The 15,244-nt window shown below is 44.0% G+C and carries 14 protein-coding genes and 1 riboswitch; of the genes, 11 read left to right on the plus strand and 3 right to left on the minus strand.

Features of this window, described 5'->3' with window-relative positions:
- Positions 1-29 precede the first annotated feature (29 nt).
- The 9 genes from L6H98_RS01740 to L6H98_RS01780 all read left to right on the plus strand — a co-directional run bounded on the left by L6H98_RS01740 (position 30) and on the right by L6H98_RS01780 (position 10,363).
- Positions 30-866, plus strand: coding sequence for a metallophosphoesterase (locus tag L6H98_RS01740; protein ID WP_236412430.1), 837 nt, complete (start codon positions 30-32; stop codon positions 864-866).
- A 24-nt stretch (positions 867-890) separates the two neighbouring features.
- On the plus strand, positions 891-1,979 hold the full coding sequence (locus tag L6H98_RS01745) for an ABC transporter ATP-binding protein (protein ID WP_236412431.1): 1,089 nt from the start codon (positions 891-893) through the stop codon (positions 1,977-1,979).
- Positions 1,976-2,848, plus strand: coding sequence for a sugar ABC transporter permease (locus L6H98_RS01750; protein ID WP_236412432.1), 873 nt, complete (start codon positions 1,976-1,978; stop codon positions 2,846-2,848). Before L6H98_RS01745 ends, L6H98_RS01750 begins: the two co-directional genes overlap by 4 nt.
- Before the next feature lie 18 nt (positions 2,849-2,866).
- Entirely contained in the window at positions 2,867-3,691 is an 825-nt protein-coding gene (locus L6H98_RS01755) for a carbohydrate ABC transporter permease (protein ID WP_236412433.1), read from the plus strand.
- A 24-nt stretch (positions 3,692-3,715) separates the two neighbouring features.
- Positions 3,716-5,029: an ABC transporter substrate-binding protein gene (locus L6H98_RS01760; RefSeq protein ID WP_236412434.1), complete on the plus strand. Its 1,314-nt coding sequence runs from the start codon at positions 3,716-3,718 to the stop codon at positions 5,027-5,029.
- A gap of 94 nt (positions 5,030-5,123) precedes the next feature.
- Positions 5,124-5,205: riboswitch (ZMP/ZTP riboswitch) on the plus strand.
- Between the two features lie 60 nt (positions 5,206-5,265).
- Positions 5,266-5,868: a DJ-1/PfpI family protein gene (locus L6H98_RS01765; RefSeq protein ID WP_236412435.1), complete on the plus strand. Its 603-nt coding sequence runs from the start codon at positions 5,266-5,268 to the stop codon at positions 5,866-5,868.
- A gap of 95 nt (positions 5,869-5,963) precedes the next feature.
- Entirely contained in the window at positions 5,964-6,704 is a 741-nt protein-coding gene (map, locus tag L6H98_RS01770) for a type I methionyl aminopeptidase (protein WP_236412436.1), read from the plus strand.
- A gap of 261 nt (positions 6,705-6,965) precedes the next feature.
- The gene (locus L6H98_RS01775; protein ID WP_236412437.1) at positions 6,966-9,014 is read left to right on the plus strand and encodes a glycoside hydrolase family 16 protein; all 2,049 of its coding nucleotides are present in this window, start codon (positions 6,966-6,968) and stop codon (positions 9,012-9,014) included.
- Between the two features lie 404 nt (positions 9,015-9,418).
- Positions 9,419-10,363 (plus strand): hypothetical protein, encoded by a 945-nt coding sequence (locus L6H98_RS01780; protein ID WP_236412438.1) that lies wholly within the window; start codon positions 9,419-9,421, stop codon positions 10,361-10,363.
- Positions 10,364-10,450: 87 nt separating this feature from the next.
- On the opposite strand, the gene L6H98_RS01785 is transcribed toward L6H98_RS01780, so the two are convergent.
- Together L6H98_RS01785 and L6H98_RS01790 are read right to left on the minus strand one after the other, a co-directional pair.
- On the minus strand, positions 10,451-11,224 hold the full coding sequence (locus tag L6H98_RS01785) for an SDR family NAD(P)-dependent oxidoreductase (RefSeq protein ID WP_236412439.1): 774 nt from the start codon (positions 11,222-11,224) through the stop codon (positions 10,451-10,453).
- Positions 11,225-11,623, minus strand: a complete 399-nt coding sequence (locus L6H98_RS01790; RefSeq protein ID WP_236412440.1) for a MerR family transcriptional regulator — start codon at positions 11,621-11,623, stop codon at positions 11,225-11,227.
- A gap of 229 nt (positions 11,624-11,852) precedes the next feature.
- On the opposite strand from L6H98_RS01790, the gene L6H98_RS01795 reads away from it, so the two are divergent.
- Entirely contained in the window at positions 11,853-12,236 is a 384-nt protein-coding gene (locus L6H98_RS01795) for a nuclear transport factor 2 family protein (RefSeq protein ID WP_236412442.1), read from the plus strand.
- 104 nt (positions 12,237-12,340) lie between these two features.
- Here L6H98_RS01795 and L6H98_RS01800 read toward each other — a convergent pair whose 3' ends face one another.
- Positions 12,341-13,570, minus strand: coding sequence for a helix-turn-helix domain-containing protein (locus tag L6H98_RS01800; RefSeq protein ID WP_236412444.1), 1,230 nt, complete (start codon positions 13,568-13,570; stop codon positions 12,341-12,343).
- Positions 13,571-13,831: 261 nt separating this feature from the next.
- Here L6H98_RS01800 and L6H98_RS01805 point away from each other — a divergent pair, with 261 nt between their 5' ends.
- On the plus strand, positions 13,832-15,196 hold the full coding sequence (locus L6H98_RS01805) for a glycoside-pentoside-hexuronide (GPH):cation symporter (RefSeq protein WP_236412446.1): 1,365 nt from the start codon (positions 13,832-13,834) through the stop codon (positions 15,194-15,196).
- The last annotated feature ends 48 nt before the right edge of the window (positions 15,197-15,244 follow it).

Genomic DNA, 15,244 nt, shown 5'->3' on the forward strand with positions numbered 1-15,244 from the left:
GTTCCAAAATAAAAGTGGAGGTGGCATGCATGCGTCTTGCGTTACTTGGTGATTTTCACTATTCAACCATGAGTCATGGAACCGAAGAAATGAAGGCAGCGAGAGTCCGGGCATACGAGCATATGCTTAACGCTTTTCTGAAGGAGGAGGCGGACGTTCATGTCTCGATTGGCGATTTGACGCATGAAGGAACGGATCAGGAACTCCGTTCGATGTTTTCCATGCTTGCAGGAAGCGGACGGAACTTCATTCATGTGCTGGGAAATCATGATACGTATTCGATGCCAAAACATGAGATTTCCATGCTAACAGGTCAGGAGCGCTATCGGGCGATGGATACGCCTCACGCCAGATTGATTTTTCTGGACACTACCCAGGAAATGAACCGCACAGATTGGGGAGGAGAGCTGGACGAAGAGCAGCTGGATTGGCTTAAAGACCAGCTTGCCGATTCGCGCGAGAAGCAAGTGCTCCTCTTCGGCCATCATCCGGTGTTTGATACGACTGCGCGCTCGACGCTCGATAAGCTGTACATCCGTCCGCAGGAGGAACTGAAGGGCATATTAAACAGTCGGCCAGAGGGAGGCATTTATTTTTGCGGACATAATCACTTGAACTCCATCGTGGAGCAAGGTAAATGGCATTACGTACAGACCGCAGCTTGTCTCGATGTGCCGGCATATCGCGTTATTGAAGTGCATGAGGGCGGAGTAGCGATAACTCACCGTCTTATACAGGATGCTGGTTTAAACGAAGACATTCAGAGCTTTTGTTATGATCTGCCGGGCTTTGGACCTGTCGCTAATGCATTGGGAGAGGAAAGCGACCTTACTTTATCCGTTCATCTAGCAGCGGCGGCACAATAATGTCAAGAAAAAGGAGGGAATGGCATGGCACAAATTGTGTTGAAGCAGATTGAAAAAAGCTTCAAACAGGATAAAGTCATCGAAGATCTCAATCTGACCATTGAGGATGGCTCCTTTACGGTATTGGTCGGCCCGTCCGGCTGTGGAAAATCGACGACGCTCCGCATGATCGCAGGACTTGACAAGCAGTCGGCGGGAGAAGTTTGGATCGGAGACCAATGTGTCAATGGAGTGGAGCCGGGCAAGCGCAATGTCGCCATGGTATTTCAAAACTATGCATTATATCCGATGATGACGGTTAAGGAAAACATCGAATTCGGATTAGTGAACCGCAAGGTGCCTCGGCCTGAACGAGAACGTCTCGTCAAAGAGATCACCGAGGTCGTCGGTCTGGCCGAGTATTTGCATAAGAAACCGCAGGCACTGTCCGGCGGTCAGCGTCAGCGGGTGGCCTTGGCTCGGGCCATGGTCAAGAATCCCGCGGTCTTCCTGATGGATGAGCCGTTGTCGAATCTGGATGCCAAGCTTCGCCATCAGATGCGAACGGAACTGATCCAGCTTCACAAACGGCTGGGCGCAACCTTTGTCTTTGTTACGCATGACCAGGTTGAGGCGATGTCGATGGGAGACCGTATCGTGATCATGAATAAAGGGCGCATTCAACAAGCGGATCGTCCAATGAAAATTTACGATGACCCGGATAATGTGTTCACAGCCCGGTTTATCGGCACGCCGCCGATGAATGTGATTGACCGCGAACAACTCCTGCCGTTTCTGAACGGGCAGCTGCATGACGAAATCGGGCAGGTAGGCTTTCGTCCGGAGAAAACGGCAATGATGCTTGAGAACCGGTCGCAGCCCGGACATGTGCAGTTCCCGGCCCGGATCCTGACCCGTGAGACGCTAGGGGCAGAAATCATCTATCAACTGGACTCCGCACTTGGCCAAGTGTCCGTGAAGAGCTTCTTGAAACCTCTGGAGTCAGCCTCCGAGGTGCACATCTCCGTGTCGATGCAGGACCTGTACTATTTTGATCGCAGAGGTGTACGTGCTCGTCAGCATGAGCGGTCCGAAACGAGAGAACTGATTGTCCTGGGAGGGAACTATTCATGACCGTGTGGTCCAGGTTCCGTCCCTATGTCATGGTGGCTCCCTCGATCGTGATATTTTCCATTTTCTTCATTTATCCGATCTTTTATATGATCTTTTTGAGCTTTTACAACTGGGATTTCATTAATCCTGTCAAAGAATTCGTGGGCTTCAACAACTTTGTCGAGTTATTTGAGGATAGCGCGTTTCTTCAGGTGCTGAGCAATTCCTTGAACTATACGCTTCTTTCCGTATCGTTATCCATTGTGATTTCGCTGCTGCTAGCCATATGGCTGAATCGGGAAGGGGCATGGTATGGGTTTGTTCAGGGCGCGCTTTTCAGTCCGCACATTGTTTCGCTTGTATCCGTATCCCTGGTGTGGATGTGGCTGATGGACCCCAAATTCGGTTTGCTTAATGGTTTGCTGGATATGGTTGGTTTGCCCAAACTGGAATGGCTGAGCAGTCCGGACAGTTCATTGCTGTCGCTTGTCCTTGTTTCGGTGTGGAAAGGCGTCGGCTACAACGCTCTTATTTTCATCGCCGGTCTGCAAAGCATTCCGAAGGATGTGTATGAAGCCTCCGCTCTGGACGAGGCCAACTGGTGGCGGAAGTTCTACAAAATTACGCTGCCCATGCTTTCGCCGACCCTGTTTTTCTTGATTATCATTAATTTGATCAGCTCGTTCCAGGTGTTTGAGACCATTGCCATCATGACCAACGGGGGGCCGATCAATTCAACCAACACGCTCGTCTTTTACATTTACGAGTACGGATTCCGTTACTTCAAGATCGGTTACGCTTCTGCAGCGGGAGTGATATTGCTCCTTGTCGTTGGTTTGCTGACGCTAGTTTATTTCAAGCTGCTAAGCCGTAAGGTTCACTACCAATAGAAAGGAGGAGGGAATATCATGGCAATGAAGTCATGGCTGCGTATCCTGAACGTTACTGCCACGGTCGCATTGGTTGCGATTTTTGCAGTCCCTTTTCTATGGATGATTTCAACATCATTGAAGTCTTACCCGGAAACGGTGATCTTTCCACCCAAATGGATTCCTTCCAGGATCATGTGGAGCAATTTCCAAGCGGCGTGGGAATCGGGGCCTTTTTTGAAATACCTGATGAACAGCGTTATCGTCTCGGTCAGTATACTCCTGCTTCAATTCACAACCATTATATTGGCAGCCTATGCGTTCGCAAGATACTCCTTCAAAGGAGACAAGCTGTTATTCGGGATCACGATGGTGACCTTGATGATTCCTGGTCAGCTTATTTTCCTGCCGGTGTATTTGCTGCTTAGCAAGTGGGGACTCATCAACCATTTGCTGGCACTCATTCTTCCTTTCTCCTCCAGCGCCTTCGGCATATTCATGCTCAGGCAGTCGTTCAAGCAGGTACAGGAAGAGCTTATTGAAGCGGCGCGACTGGATCAAGCCCCGGAGTGGAAGATCATTCTCAAGATTATGGTGCCCTTGGCACGGCCAACCTTGGTGACCTTTGCATTGTTCAGCTTTATTGCACACTGGAATGATTATTTCTGGCCGCTCGTCATGACCACCTCCGATGCTGCAAGAACGCTGCCGATCGGAATCTCCAAGCTGCGCGAGGTCGACGGAGGAGCCGCCTGGCACATTTTGATGGCTGGAAACATGATACTGGTCGTTCCGATCCTTATCGTTTTCTTATTTGGACAACGTCAAATTATTAAAGCATTTGTTTATTCGGGCGTAAAATAATCAGGTTCATAGGAGGACTTATTCATGAAAAAATTTGGTTCTATGATGTTAGCGGCAACGCTTGCGCTTGCTTTGACGGCTTGCGGCGATTCCAACTCCGCTGGTTCAACCGATACGGCTGCTTCAGGTAACAGTTCCAATGGTACGGCCAATAAACCGGTCGAGATTACATATTGGTACTCTTGGGGTGACAAGATCGCCGAGAACAATGAGAACTTGGTGAAAATGTTTAATGAATCCCAGGATGAAGTGATCGTAAAGGCGGAATACCAGGGATCGTATGCAGACCAGCATTCCAAGGCGCAGGCGGCTTTTGCAGCGGGCAATGCCCCCGAAGTTTGGCAAAATGAAATTGCTTCCGTTGGGGTGTTCGCCGAATCCGGCATGACACAGGATTTGACTTCCTTTGTTGAGAAAGACAAGCTCGATACGGAAGATTTCATTCCAGGACTCATGGGGAATTCCTATGTGAATGGCAAACTGTATGCTCTTCCTTATTTGCGCAGTACGCCGATTCTGTATTTGAACCGGACGATGCTGAAGGAGGCGGGACTTGATCCTGCCGGACCGAAGAATTGGACCGAGTTTGAAGATTATGCACGCAAGCTGACGGTGAAGGATAAGCGTTATGGCATCTCGATGCCTGTCGACATTTGGTTCTACGAAGCTTTTGTAAGGCAGAGTGGAGGAACGATGGTCAGCGAGGATGGAAAAAGTGCGGCATTCAATAATGAAACCGGGATTGCGCCCGTAAAGCTGTGGTTGAAGATGAAGGATGAAGGCATTATGAACATCGCCACGACCGATGATGCGGGTACGCAAGCCAAGACGGATTTCCACAATCAACGTTCTGCGATGCTGTTCTCCTCGACCGCGGACTTGACCAATAATATGAAGGTTGCCGAAGAGCAGGGCTTTGAACTCGGAACGACATTTATGCCTGCAAATGATACGTATGGAGTACCGACAGGCGGTGCCAATCTGGTTATGACATCGGGGCTGTCCCCGGAAAAGCAGGAGGCGGCGTGGAAGTTCATTAAATGGATGACCTCCAAAGAGCAAACGATTTATGCAAGCTCCTTTACGGGATATTTGCCCAGCCGAATCAGTGCTGTGGAAAGCGATGAGATGAAGAAGCTTTATGAGGAAAAGCCGCTGTTCAAGGTGGCGGTAGACCAACTGGAATATGCGGGTCCGCGTCCAATGCAGAAGGTTTATCCGGAAATTGGGGAGATCATCAAGGATGAAATTCTTCGCGCGGTTGTGGATTCGTCCGTTACGCCAGAGGCAGCCATAGCTGAAGCGGCGAAGAAAGCCGATGCCTTGTTAAACAAGTAGCTCGGTATCCTAAACACAAAAGAAAAGAGAAAGACTGGAACCATTTCATTTATTTACAATAGTGAAAGAGGTCATGTATACTTAGAGCTAAATATCCGGTATGTGCGACTGGCGTAAACGTGGAGTGAACCACAAGGAAGCACATATTTTATATGCCGTACGCCTGGGCAAAGTGTTTGATCTTTTTGATCGAACACTTTATTTATTTTCAGGAAATGAAAGGAATGGTGGCGGCGATGAAAATGGCGTTTGTATTATTTAATGGAATGACAAGCATGGATTTGGCTGGATTTTATGAAGCGGTGACTTGGCTGGCGATTCTGAAAGCGAAGGAAAACGTATCTTGGACATTCTGTGCAGACAAGGATGAAATTTCAGATGACCGGGGGCTGAAAATGAAATCCGATGCGGTATTGCCTGATCTAGGTGATTTTGATCTGGTCTTTTTCCCTGGTGGCCGATCCACGAGAACGCTTCGATTTGATGAGGATTTCATGCGCTGGGTTCGCACGGCAGAGAACGTGCCTTATAAGATTTCGATTTGTACCGGGGCTTTGCTATTGGGAGCAGCCGGTTTCCTGCATGGAAAAAAGGCTACGACCAACTCGTCAGCTTATGATTTACTGGCTCCCTATTGTGCGGAAGTCGTTGCTGCGCGTGTAGTGCGTGACGGTAACACGGTAACCGGTGCGGGAGTTACAGCTTCCATTGACCTTGGGTTATACGTGGTCGAGATGTTGACAAGCACGGAGACCGTTCTTCAAGTCCAGCAAAAGCTGGAGTATCCATTTTACGAACCTGGTAACCTAAGGGATGTCTATAAGCCGAATTTGCGATAGAGGGATCATATACAAATATTTTGCATGTATCGGGTGCATTGAGGAGATAACACTTATATAATGAATTGAAGATAAAAGATTGCGAGGTAAAACAGATGATTGCAAAGACAGAAGAAGACATCAATGGGTTGAAGGAAATTGGAAAAATTGTTGCCTCTATTCGAGATGAATTGGTACAACGAACGATTCCTGGCATAACGACGAAAGAGCTTGATGATATTGCCGGAGAGCTTTTTGCCAGAGAAGGCGCAGTTTCAGCTCCAAAAAGTGAATATGATTTCCCTGGTTATACTTGTATCAGCGTTAATGAAGAAGTGGCACATGGTATTCCGGGAGATCGGGTTATCCAAGAAGGGGATCTGGTAAACATCGATGTTTCCGGCTCAAAAAACAGTTATTTCGCGGATACGGGAATCTCGTTTGTCGTAGGCAAAGGTGAAGAAGTGTTAACGAAATTATGCGAAGCTGCTAAGCAAGCATTTGAAGCAGGACTTAAGAAAGCAAAACCTGGTTCCAAAAAAAGCGGGATCGGAAAAGCGGTATTCCAAACAGCCAAACAGCATGGATTCACGGTGATCAAAAATCTTACAGGGCATGGCATTGGACACACTATCCACGAAGCACCTGACCATATTTATAATTATAATGATCTATCGGATGATGAATTATTAAAGGAAGGCATGGTTATTGCATTCGAACCTTTTATCTCTACCTTGGAAGAGGAAGTATTCCAAAAAGATGATGGCTGGACCTTTGCTACGGCCAAGAGCTCTGTGGCACAATTGGAACATACGATAATCCTTACCAAAAATGGTCCGATGATTATCACGCTTTGAACGATTGGTGAAACCTTTCACGGATAATTGACTTCATTTCAATGGTAATTATCATGAAAAATAGGAATACCCTAATAATGGGTTCAAGTCGCTGTAATAGCGACTTTTTTTATTTTGTGGAACGAAAGGAAGTAAATGCTGCATAAATCGAGACATCGAAAGGAGTTGGTTTCCATTTCGATCCAGGGATCGTGAAATGGATTATAGCAAGATTGATGGTCGTATTCATTCAACATGGAGGCGAAAAAAAGGAGGACTAGGATGAAACCATTTCACTTTATGGAGAAACGATTGGTGAAAAAGGTACTTGGTTTGTTCTTAGTGATTGTAATGCTGGCCAGCATTGGCGTAATGCCTGCTTCGAAAGTTCAGGCAGCGGGAACTACGGTGTCCTCGATGGATTACTTTTCGCCCGCAGATGGACCTGTAATCTCCAAATCAGGGGTTGGCAAAGCCAGCTACGGATTCGTCATGCCTAAATTCAACGGAGGCTCGGCGACGTGGAACGATGTTTACAATGACGTCGGTGTCAATGTGAAAGTAGGCAGCAGCTGGGTGGATATTGATCAAGCCGGCGGTTATATCTATAACCAAGACTGGGGGCACTGGGCCGATGGAGGCTTTAACGGCTATTGGTTCACGGTCTCGGCAACCACCGATATTCAACTATACTCCAAAGCAAATGGCGTTACACTTGAATATCGGCTTGTTTTTCAAAATATAAACAAAACGACCATCACGGCGATGCATCCGACACAGGGGCCGCAAATAACGGCAGGCTTCACAGGCGGCGCGGGATTTACATATCCGACATTCAACAATGATCCGGCGGTAACTTATGAAGCCGTTGCCGAGGATTTGAAGGTATATGTAAAACCTGTAAACAGCAGCACATGGATCGATATCGACAATAATGCAGCCAGCGGCTGGATCTATGATCATAACTTTGGCCAATTTACCGACGGCGGAGGAGGATACTGGTTTAACGTTACGGAGTCGATCAATGTCAAATTACAATCCAAAACTTCTTCGGCTAACGTGGTCTATACCATTATCTTTAATGAACCCGTACGTCATTCTTATGTGATTACGCCCTATGAAGGAACAACGTTTACGGCAGATGCGAATGGCTCTATCGGCATACCGCTTCCCAAAATTGATGGAGGTGCGCCAATTGCCAAAGAGCTGGGTAATTTCGTATACCAGATTAATATCAATGGGCAATGGGTGGATTTGAGTAATTCCAGTCAGAGCAAGTTTGCATACTCCGGTAATGGCTACAATAATATGTCTGATGCCAACCAGTGGGGGTATTGGAGCGATACTATCTATGGCCTGTGGTTTCAACCGATTCAGGTGGATATGCAGATTCGTATCGGCTATCCGCTGAATGGACAGACGGGCGGAAATGTAGGCAGCAATTTCGTCAACTATACGCTGATCGGTAATCCGAATGCTCCGCGTCCAGATATTTCTGACCAAGAGGACATTGCTATTGGAACACCGACCGATCCGGCTATGGCAGGCATGAATCTCATCTGGCAGGATGAATTCAACGGCACCACGCTTGATTTGAGTAAATGGAACTATGAAACAGGTTATTATCTCAATGACGATCCCGGTACCTGGGGATGGGGCAATGCGGAGCTTCAGCATTACACAAACAGCTCCCAAAATATTTTTGTACAAGACGGGAAGTTGAATATCAGGGCGATGAATGATATCAGATCCTTCCCGCAGGATCCTAGTCGGTATGCACAATATTCCTCCGGCAAGATTAACACCAAGGATAAGCTTTCCTTAAAGTACGGCAGAGTGGATTTTCGTGCCAAGCTGCCCACAGGCGATGGGGTTTGGCCTGCGCTTTGGATGCTTCCCCAACATTCCGTATATGGCACATGGGCCGCATCGGGAGAGATCGACGTCATGGAAGCGAGAGGGCGCCTGCCTGGGTCAACGAGTGGCACCGTACACTTTGGCGGACAATGGCCGATGAACCAGTCAGCCGGCGGCGAATATCACTTCCCGGAAGGGCAAACGTTTGCCAATGATTATCATGTATACTCGGTCGTCTGGGAAGAGGACCATATTAAATGGTATGTTGACGGCAAGTTTTTCTATAAAGTCACCAACGAGCAGTGGTATTCGGCAGCCGCACCGAACAACCCGAACGCTCCTTTTGATGAGCCATTTTATCTTATTATGAACCTGGCGATCGGTGGAAACTTTGACGGCGGACGTACTCCGAACGCGTCTGATATCCCCGCCACTATGCAAGTTGATTATGTCCGAGTGTACAAAGAACAGTAAGGAAATGCGAAAGACCGGCAGCTTTTTTTGTTGCTGGTCTTTATTTAATGTATGTATGTTGCGTTTCAACCTGAGATGGATGTGCTGTTGGAACAAAAAATTACAAGTATAGTGCTGTTTCAGGTAGAAAAGCATTGAAGGGCAAGTCCAAATTACCTATAATCAACTAGGTGTTTGGAATATATACCAATGTAACTAAATTTATGAGGAAGGGATGAGGTATTGCATTTAAAATGAAACTGGTTTCGCTGAGTTTGGAGAGGGAAATCAAAAAAATCTGGGGATAACAGCGATCGGAAAGATGGCACAGCACTCGCAGTGCCCTAGTGTGATTGATTAGTGCGGTTTATATGCGTTTAGTCCAATGGACAGGTTAGATCATGTAGAATTGAAGGAGAATGAAAATGATCAAAAAATTAATGGTGTTCAGTATAGTCGCAATGATTCTTATGGCACAGCTTGTAATTAGTCCGGCTTCCTATGCTGCAAGTAGTTATACGGGGACGTGGAGTGATCAGTATGACATTGGTTCATATGGAATGAATCAAATGTATCTTAGAATGAAGGACAAAGGAACACAAGTAGAAGTAGAGGTGACAAACGATTATTACCTCCCCACTAACGATAGCAGAAATAGTTTTTTGAATTCAAAGGGAAAATACAGGAGCAGTTTCATCACCGGAACGGTTACTTTTAATGCAAAAGGTACGGCGAGCTTTAAATATAAGGATGAGTACAATAATGGGAAAATGACGATTAGCGTAAAAAAAGAAACGGTCACGTTGACTTGGTCAGGTACAGAAACAACGGACTATTCTTTCCCTAAGGGGACATTTAAGCTATACAAAAAGGTGGATCTTTCCTCTTCCGAGTCCAAGAAATTAGGGGTTTTTCTTAGCAATTTTACCGAGCTGCAGCTATACAAATTTGATGCTAAGAAAATAAATAATTCCGATCTTATTCGCTTCGGCGTATGGCATAACTACATAAACAACTTTAATTCAAGAATAAGTTCATCTCACGGAAAACTTTATATCACTAAATCATCTGTTGAAACCTCAATATTAAAATATTTCAATATCAAATTTAGCAATCATCGGTCCGTGCTTAATCTTAAATACAATGGTAAAGGTTATACCTTTGATGGTGCTGACGGCGAGAGAGTCTTCTATGTTCAGGTAGATGAACTTTACGATATGGGGAGCAACAATTATAGAGTGTATGGACATTTATACGATCCTGATTATCCGAATGACGATTTGGTTAGCCGCGTTGATGCTATTGTAAAAAAAGTAAAGAAAGGCAAGGAGTATAGGTATGTTCTTACACAACTCAATGTGAAACATTGAGAAGTAGAGGGGCTATCTCTAATGCCTTTAAAAAACACATCGGTGAATAGAAACAACACCGATAGATTACAGGGACGAAGCAGAGGGCTATCTGCTCTTCGTCCCTTTTGCGTTTTTCGTAGCCTGATACATCTTCTCCGTGTACTCATCAATTTCATCTCGCGACATGCGCAAACGGTTCACCGATGTACCATATCCAATTTCCGCTTTCCCCTCTTCCAATCCTTTGAAAATTCCATCTGCGAAGGCATCCAGCGGTTCTCCTTGGACATGCAGTCCCGCTCCGCCCAACTCTGTATTCACTGCCGGAGGAGCAACCTCAATGACTTCTATGGACGTATCGGAAAGCTGGTGTCTTAAACTCATGGTAAACGAATGAAGGGCCGCTTTGGTCGCAGAATAAATCGGAGCGATTGCAAACGGCGTAAAAGCCAGCCCGGATGTCACGTTAATGATGGCCGCCTCTTCTTTGGCTGCAAAATACGGAGCAAACAGCATAGAGAGGTGTAAGGGTGCTTCAATATTGGTTGTAATTTCTTGATTGAAATAACTCCAATCGTGCTTTGCATCCGCTTTTAACACATTAAACCGTTGCTGGATCCCTGCATTGTTCACCAGCACATTCACCTCTGGATAGTTCATTGTTACCCAATCAAACAATGCTGCACGTTCGGATTCAATGCCCAGATCACATACACGGGTGATAAGATCAGGGAATTTTTCTTTCGCATGTTGAAGGGCCTGTTCACGCCGTCCGCAAACAATGACGTTATTTCCAGCTTTTAAAAAGCGCTCTGCAAAAGCCAATCCTATTCCCGTATTTCCGCCTGTAATCAGTATTGTATTTCCTGAAAGTTTCATTTATGGCGCCTCTTTTCTGTTTTGTTTATTCTTTCTTTCCTGAACCCGTTTGGTGTAACGTGCAATTTTTACGTCAATGCCTTCTAAGGCTTCTGTCATCAATGTTATTTCAGCCAGCACGGCTTGCTTGTGTTTCTTCAGCATTTCCAGTCGGAGTTCCGTGGTTTGGTCTCCTTCTACCACCCGATCAATATATTTCTTGATGCCACTTATTGGCATATGCGTGTTTTTCAAATAAATAATGATTTTAAGGAGCGTCATTTGATCTTCGGAAAATAACCGCCTGCCGGCTTCATCACGCTCGATTAGCGGCAGCAGTCCTTTTTTTTCATAATAACGCAAGGTTGATTCCGGAATGTTGAATCGGGCTGAAGCTTCGCTAATGGAACAATACTTCATCTGGAGGCCTCCAAATTTTATCTTTCATTGCCGACAGGAATAGGATACGTCTTAAACCATGGTTTAAGTCAACATTTTTTAAAACGAAATATGTATCAAACGATTATTTATTTGCTTTTTTGGACTTGAGCAACGGAATAACGGGACGTGTCGGATTTTTTCTTTATTATGGTACTATAGAATTAGGAGTATATCTTTTACATAACAAGATCAAGGAGGGAGTACGGTTATGCTTAGCAAAGAGATAAGGGATATCATTGAAAATTATCTTGAGGCATACAATTCATTTGAAATTGAAGGCATGGTAAACCTCTTGCACAAGGATATCATATTTAGGAATATTTCCAATGGCGAAACCACTACGGAAACCAAAGGAATACAAGCATTCAGGGAATTGGCAGAACAGTCGTCAACGATGTTCACCAGCCGTCGCCAGATCATCACCGAGTACAGTGTCATCAATGACAAAGTAGAGGTTGGAATTGATTATGAAGGTATTCTTGCCGTGGATTTACCTAACGGATTAAAAATTGGAGATAAGCTGCAATTAAATGGAAAGTCGAAATTCGAGTTTAAGGAAGGAAAAATCTCCTTGATTGAAGATTACAGTTGAGTAATACAACGTTTTAACTAAAGAGAACGATAGCTCAATAAACCGCCTTTTCACCAAAGGCGGTTTTTCTTATGATCATAGTTCAACATTAAAATTTAGGTGCTTCAATTTTGATTTTTGAACTGTTTAGGCGTACATCCCGTAAACTTTTTAAAAACTTTAGCAAAATAACTTTGATCGTAAAAATTCAACATCGTTGAAATCTCAGCTAAAGAATAACTGGAGTAAGACAGCAGGTTTTTAGCTTCTTCTATTTTGGTTTTCTGGATAAACTGAGGAATCGAAATCCCGACTTCTTTTTTAAAAAGGTTAGATAAATAATTGGGATTCAGGGAAGTTAATTCGGCCAGTTGGGAAACGGTAATGTTTTTATTCAGATGATTAAAAATAAAATTTTGACAAATATTTATAGGTCTTGAGTATTTATGTTTTTTACTGTTTGCGACTCGTTCAGCAAAATCAATTAAAACATCTTCAATCAATTCATCGACTGCTCTACTTTCGGTTAATTCCTCTAATTTAAGGATATACAAATCACTAAGGTTATAGGCGATTTCTTGATATAATCCTCCTTCTACTGCTGCTCGGGTGGTTAGCGTGATCAGAGAAATGGCGATGTTCTTTTGACTTCTCAAAAAACTGGTCTTTGATAACACACCTTTCTTACCTTGTTTATGAATAGCATGAAAATTTTCCAATACTTTATCTGTTCTCCCTAACCGTATAAAATCCAAAAGCTTCTTCTCTTTATCTATTTCAGTGTGTACTAAATTATTTTGACGTCCATCAATAATTTGGGAATAGGGTTGTTCAATCTCTAGCATGTTTTGATCAAGACCTTCATTGTTCAGCAAAATGTCAGCCAGCTCCAGCTTTTGTTGATAAAGCATAAAATAAATAATCATACTCAGATTAATAAAATTAAAATTGCTGATTACCGGGACTTGATCATAGTAATGCTTTATTTCCTCTTTGTTTCCCCGGGTTACTAAATCCCTTAACGTGATTTTAATAGTCTCTTCGGTCATCCTGAAATTAATTACTGGACCGACGACGATTCTCCCTTTGCATTCTTGATTAAAATGGACATTTATTGCGAAAAATTTCTCATGATACAGGGTTTCGCGAATAACGGGAAAATGTTGTGATCCCATTTCGGTAAATAACTCTGTAATAATGGCGGGGTTGGACGTGTACAAAGGGTTATGCCGGAAATCAAGAGCCGCTTCATAAGTTAACGTATTCTCACTGTCAAAATAGTATATAGGTATTTTATAGATATTGTGTGCCAAGTTACATATAAATTCGATATTCTCCTGCTGAAAGTTATGCATGTTGAAACCTCCAGGTTGTAGAGTGAAGAAATTAGATGTGTTAATTCCTTTTTATATGTGAAATTTACCATAAAGAATTTCTAATAGTGATTATACTTTTCTGTGAAATCGATTTCAACAATTGAAATGAGGGAGGAAACAGGGGGCTAACCAATCGTTAAAGCATCATCCTTTTTAATCGTGAAAGCGCCAACAAATCATTAATTCAATTTGCACTTCAAACAAACTGTTACGGCCAACATATATGAAGAGGTGGGTTCTATGCGTCCATTTGGATACAAGGATAAGTTTGGATATTTGTTTGGTGATTTTGGGAATGATTTTTTCTTTGCTCTGGTGGGCTCGTTTTTGATGGTGTATTACACCGATGTCTTTCAAATTAATCCTGCTACGGTAGGGGGATTATTTTTGCTGGCACGTCTGTGGGATGCGATTGCAGACATCACGTGGGGGCGCTTTATCGATACCAGAAAAGCCGGAAAGAACGGGAAATTCAAACCTTGGATCTTTAGAATGTCGATCCCTCTCGTCATTTCTGGCGTTTTAATGTTTGTTCACATACCGGGAATGTCCAATGGATTTTACATCGCGTATGCCTATGTTACTTATATCTTATGGGGCACGTTGTATAGCACGGTTAATATTCCATACGGTTCAATGGCTTCAGTCATTACAGCTGACCCTGTAGAACGGACGACGCTGTCCACATGGCGATCGCTTGGGGCGACATTAGCTCAATTGATTGTCGGTGTTCTGGGTCCACTGCTTATGTTTGTGAATAACGAGGCGAATGCCAATCGCTTTTTAATGGGGGCAGTCATTTTTGGCATTCTGTCGATCGCAAGTTATATGGCTTGTTATAAATTAACCGTAGAACGTGTGGTCATGGATGAAAATCATAAACCGAATATGAATTTGAAAAAAACGCTAAAAGGTCTTCTTAAAAATAAACCGTTAATTGTATTTCTCATTGGCTCACTTATTTTCTTAATTAATTTAATGTTAATTGGAACAGTGAATACGTATTTGTTTAAGGATTACTTTGGAAATGCCCAGTTGTTAAGTGTGTTTAGCCTCGTTCAATCGGCAACGATCCTTATAGGAATGCCGATTGTCAAACCTTTGGTAGCCAAGTTCGGAAAAAAAGAAGTAGCTGCCTCTGGGTTTCTACTATCGACCATCGTTTACTTTATTTTATTTTTGCTTCCAAACCTATCGGCGGTTCAATATATTTGTATTTTATCGCTGGGTTTATTCGGATATGCTCTTTTCAATTTAATAAGTTGGGCTTTTATAACGGACTTGGTTGACTACCATGAACATGTAACCGGTATGAGAGAGGATGCAACCATCTACTCCATCTATTCTTTTGCGCGTAAAGTAGGACAGGCTGTAGCCGGAGGAATTGGCGGTATAGCTGTGGCCGCCGTTGGTTACAATGCTGAGCTTCAATCCCAAGCTGCAAGTACGTTGGACGGGATTCATTTATTAGCGACATTAGTACCATCGATCGGCCTTCTGCTCGTATTTATTTGTATGGCCTTCTTCTATCCGTTAAACAAAAAGCGTACGGCTGAACTTGTAAGCGTTTTAAATAAGAAGAGAAGTGATAAAGACTCGTTGTGATAACCCAACTATATAGATTGAACCGGAAATTTACACGATAACGAAGAG

Origin of the sequence: Paenibacillus sp. JJ-223 (genome assembly GCF_927798175.1) — a bacterium.
Taxonomy (GTDB): domain Bacteria; phylum Bacillota; class Bacilli; order Paenibacillales; family Paenibacillaceae; genus Paenibacillus; species Paenibacillus hubeiensis.

What these genes read in the sequence shown, in the direction of transcription:
- L6H98_RS01740 (WP_236412430.1), top strand. Translation starts at nt 30, where the DNA reads ATGCGTCTTGCGTTACTTGGTGATTTTCACTATTCAACCATGAGTCAT.
- L6H98_RS01745 (WP_236412431.1), top strand. Translation starts at nt 891, where the DNA reads ATGGCACAAATTGTGTTGAAGCAGATTGAAAAAAGCTTCAAACAGGAT.
- L6H98_RS01750 (WP_236412432.1), top strand. Translation starts at nt 1,976, where the DNA reads ATGACCGTGTGGTCCAGGTTCCGTCCCTATGTCATGGTGGCTCCCTCG.
- L6H98_RS01755 (WP_236412433.1), top strand. Translation starts at nt 2,867, where the DNA reads ATGGCAATGAAGTCATGGCTGCGTATCCTGAACGTTACTGCCACGGTC.
- L6H98_RS01760 (WP_236412434.1), top strand. Translation starts at nt 3,716, where the DNA reads ATGAAAAAATTTGGTTCTATGATGTTAGCGGCAACGCTTGCGCTTGCT.
- L6H98_RS01765 (WP_236412435.1), top strand. Translation starts at nt 5,266, where the DNA reads ATGAAAATGGCGTTTGTATTATTTAATGGAATGACAAGCATGGATTTG.
- map (WP_236412436.1), top strand. Translation starts at nt 5,964, where the DNA reads ATGATTGCAAAGACAGAAGAAGACATCAATGGGTTGAAGGAAATTGGA.
- L6H98_RS01775 (WP_236412437.1), top strand. Translation starts at nt 6,966, where the DNA reads ATGAAACCATTTCACTTTATGGAGAAACGATTGGTGAAAAAGGTACTT.
- L6H98_RS01780 (WP_236412438.1), top strand. Translation starts at nt 9,419, where the DNA reads ATGATCAAAAAATTAATGGTGTTCAGTATAGTCGCAATGATTCTTATG.
- L6H98_RS01785 (WP_236412439.1), bottom strand. Translation starts at nt 11,224, where the DNA reads ATGAAACTTTCAGGAAATACAATACTGATTACAGGCGGAAATACGGGA.
- L6H98_RS01790 (WP_236412440.1), bottom strand. Translation starts at nt 11,623, where the DNA reads ATGAAGTATTGTTCCATTAGCGAAGCTTCAGCCCGATTCAACATTCCG.
- L6H98_RS01795 (WP_236412442.1), top strand. Translation starts at nt 11,853, where the DNA reads ATGCTTAGCAAAGAGATAAGGGATATCATTGAAAATTATCTTGAGGCA.
- L6H98_RS01800 (WP_236412444.1), bottom strand. Translation starts at nt 13,570, where the DNA reads ATGCATAACTTTCAGCAGGAGAATATCGAATTTATATGTAACTTGGCA.
- L6H98_RS01805 (WP_236412446.1), top strand. Translation starts at nt 13,832, where the DNA reads ATGCGTCCATTTGGATACAAGGATAAGTTTGGATATTTGTTTGGTGAT.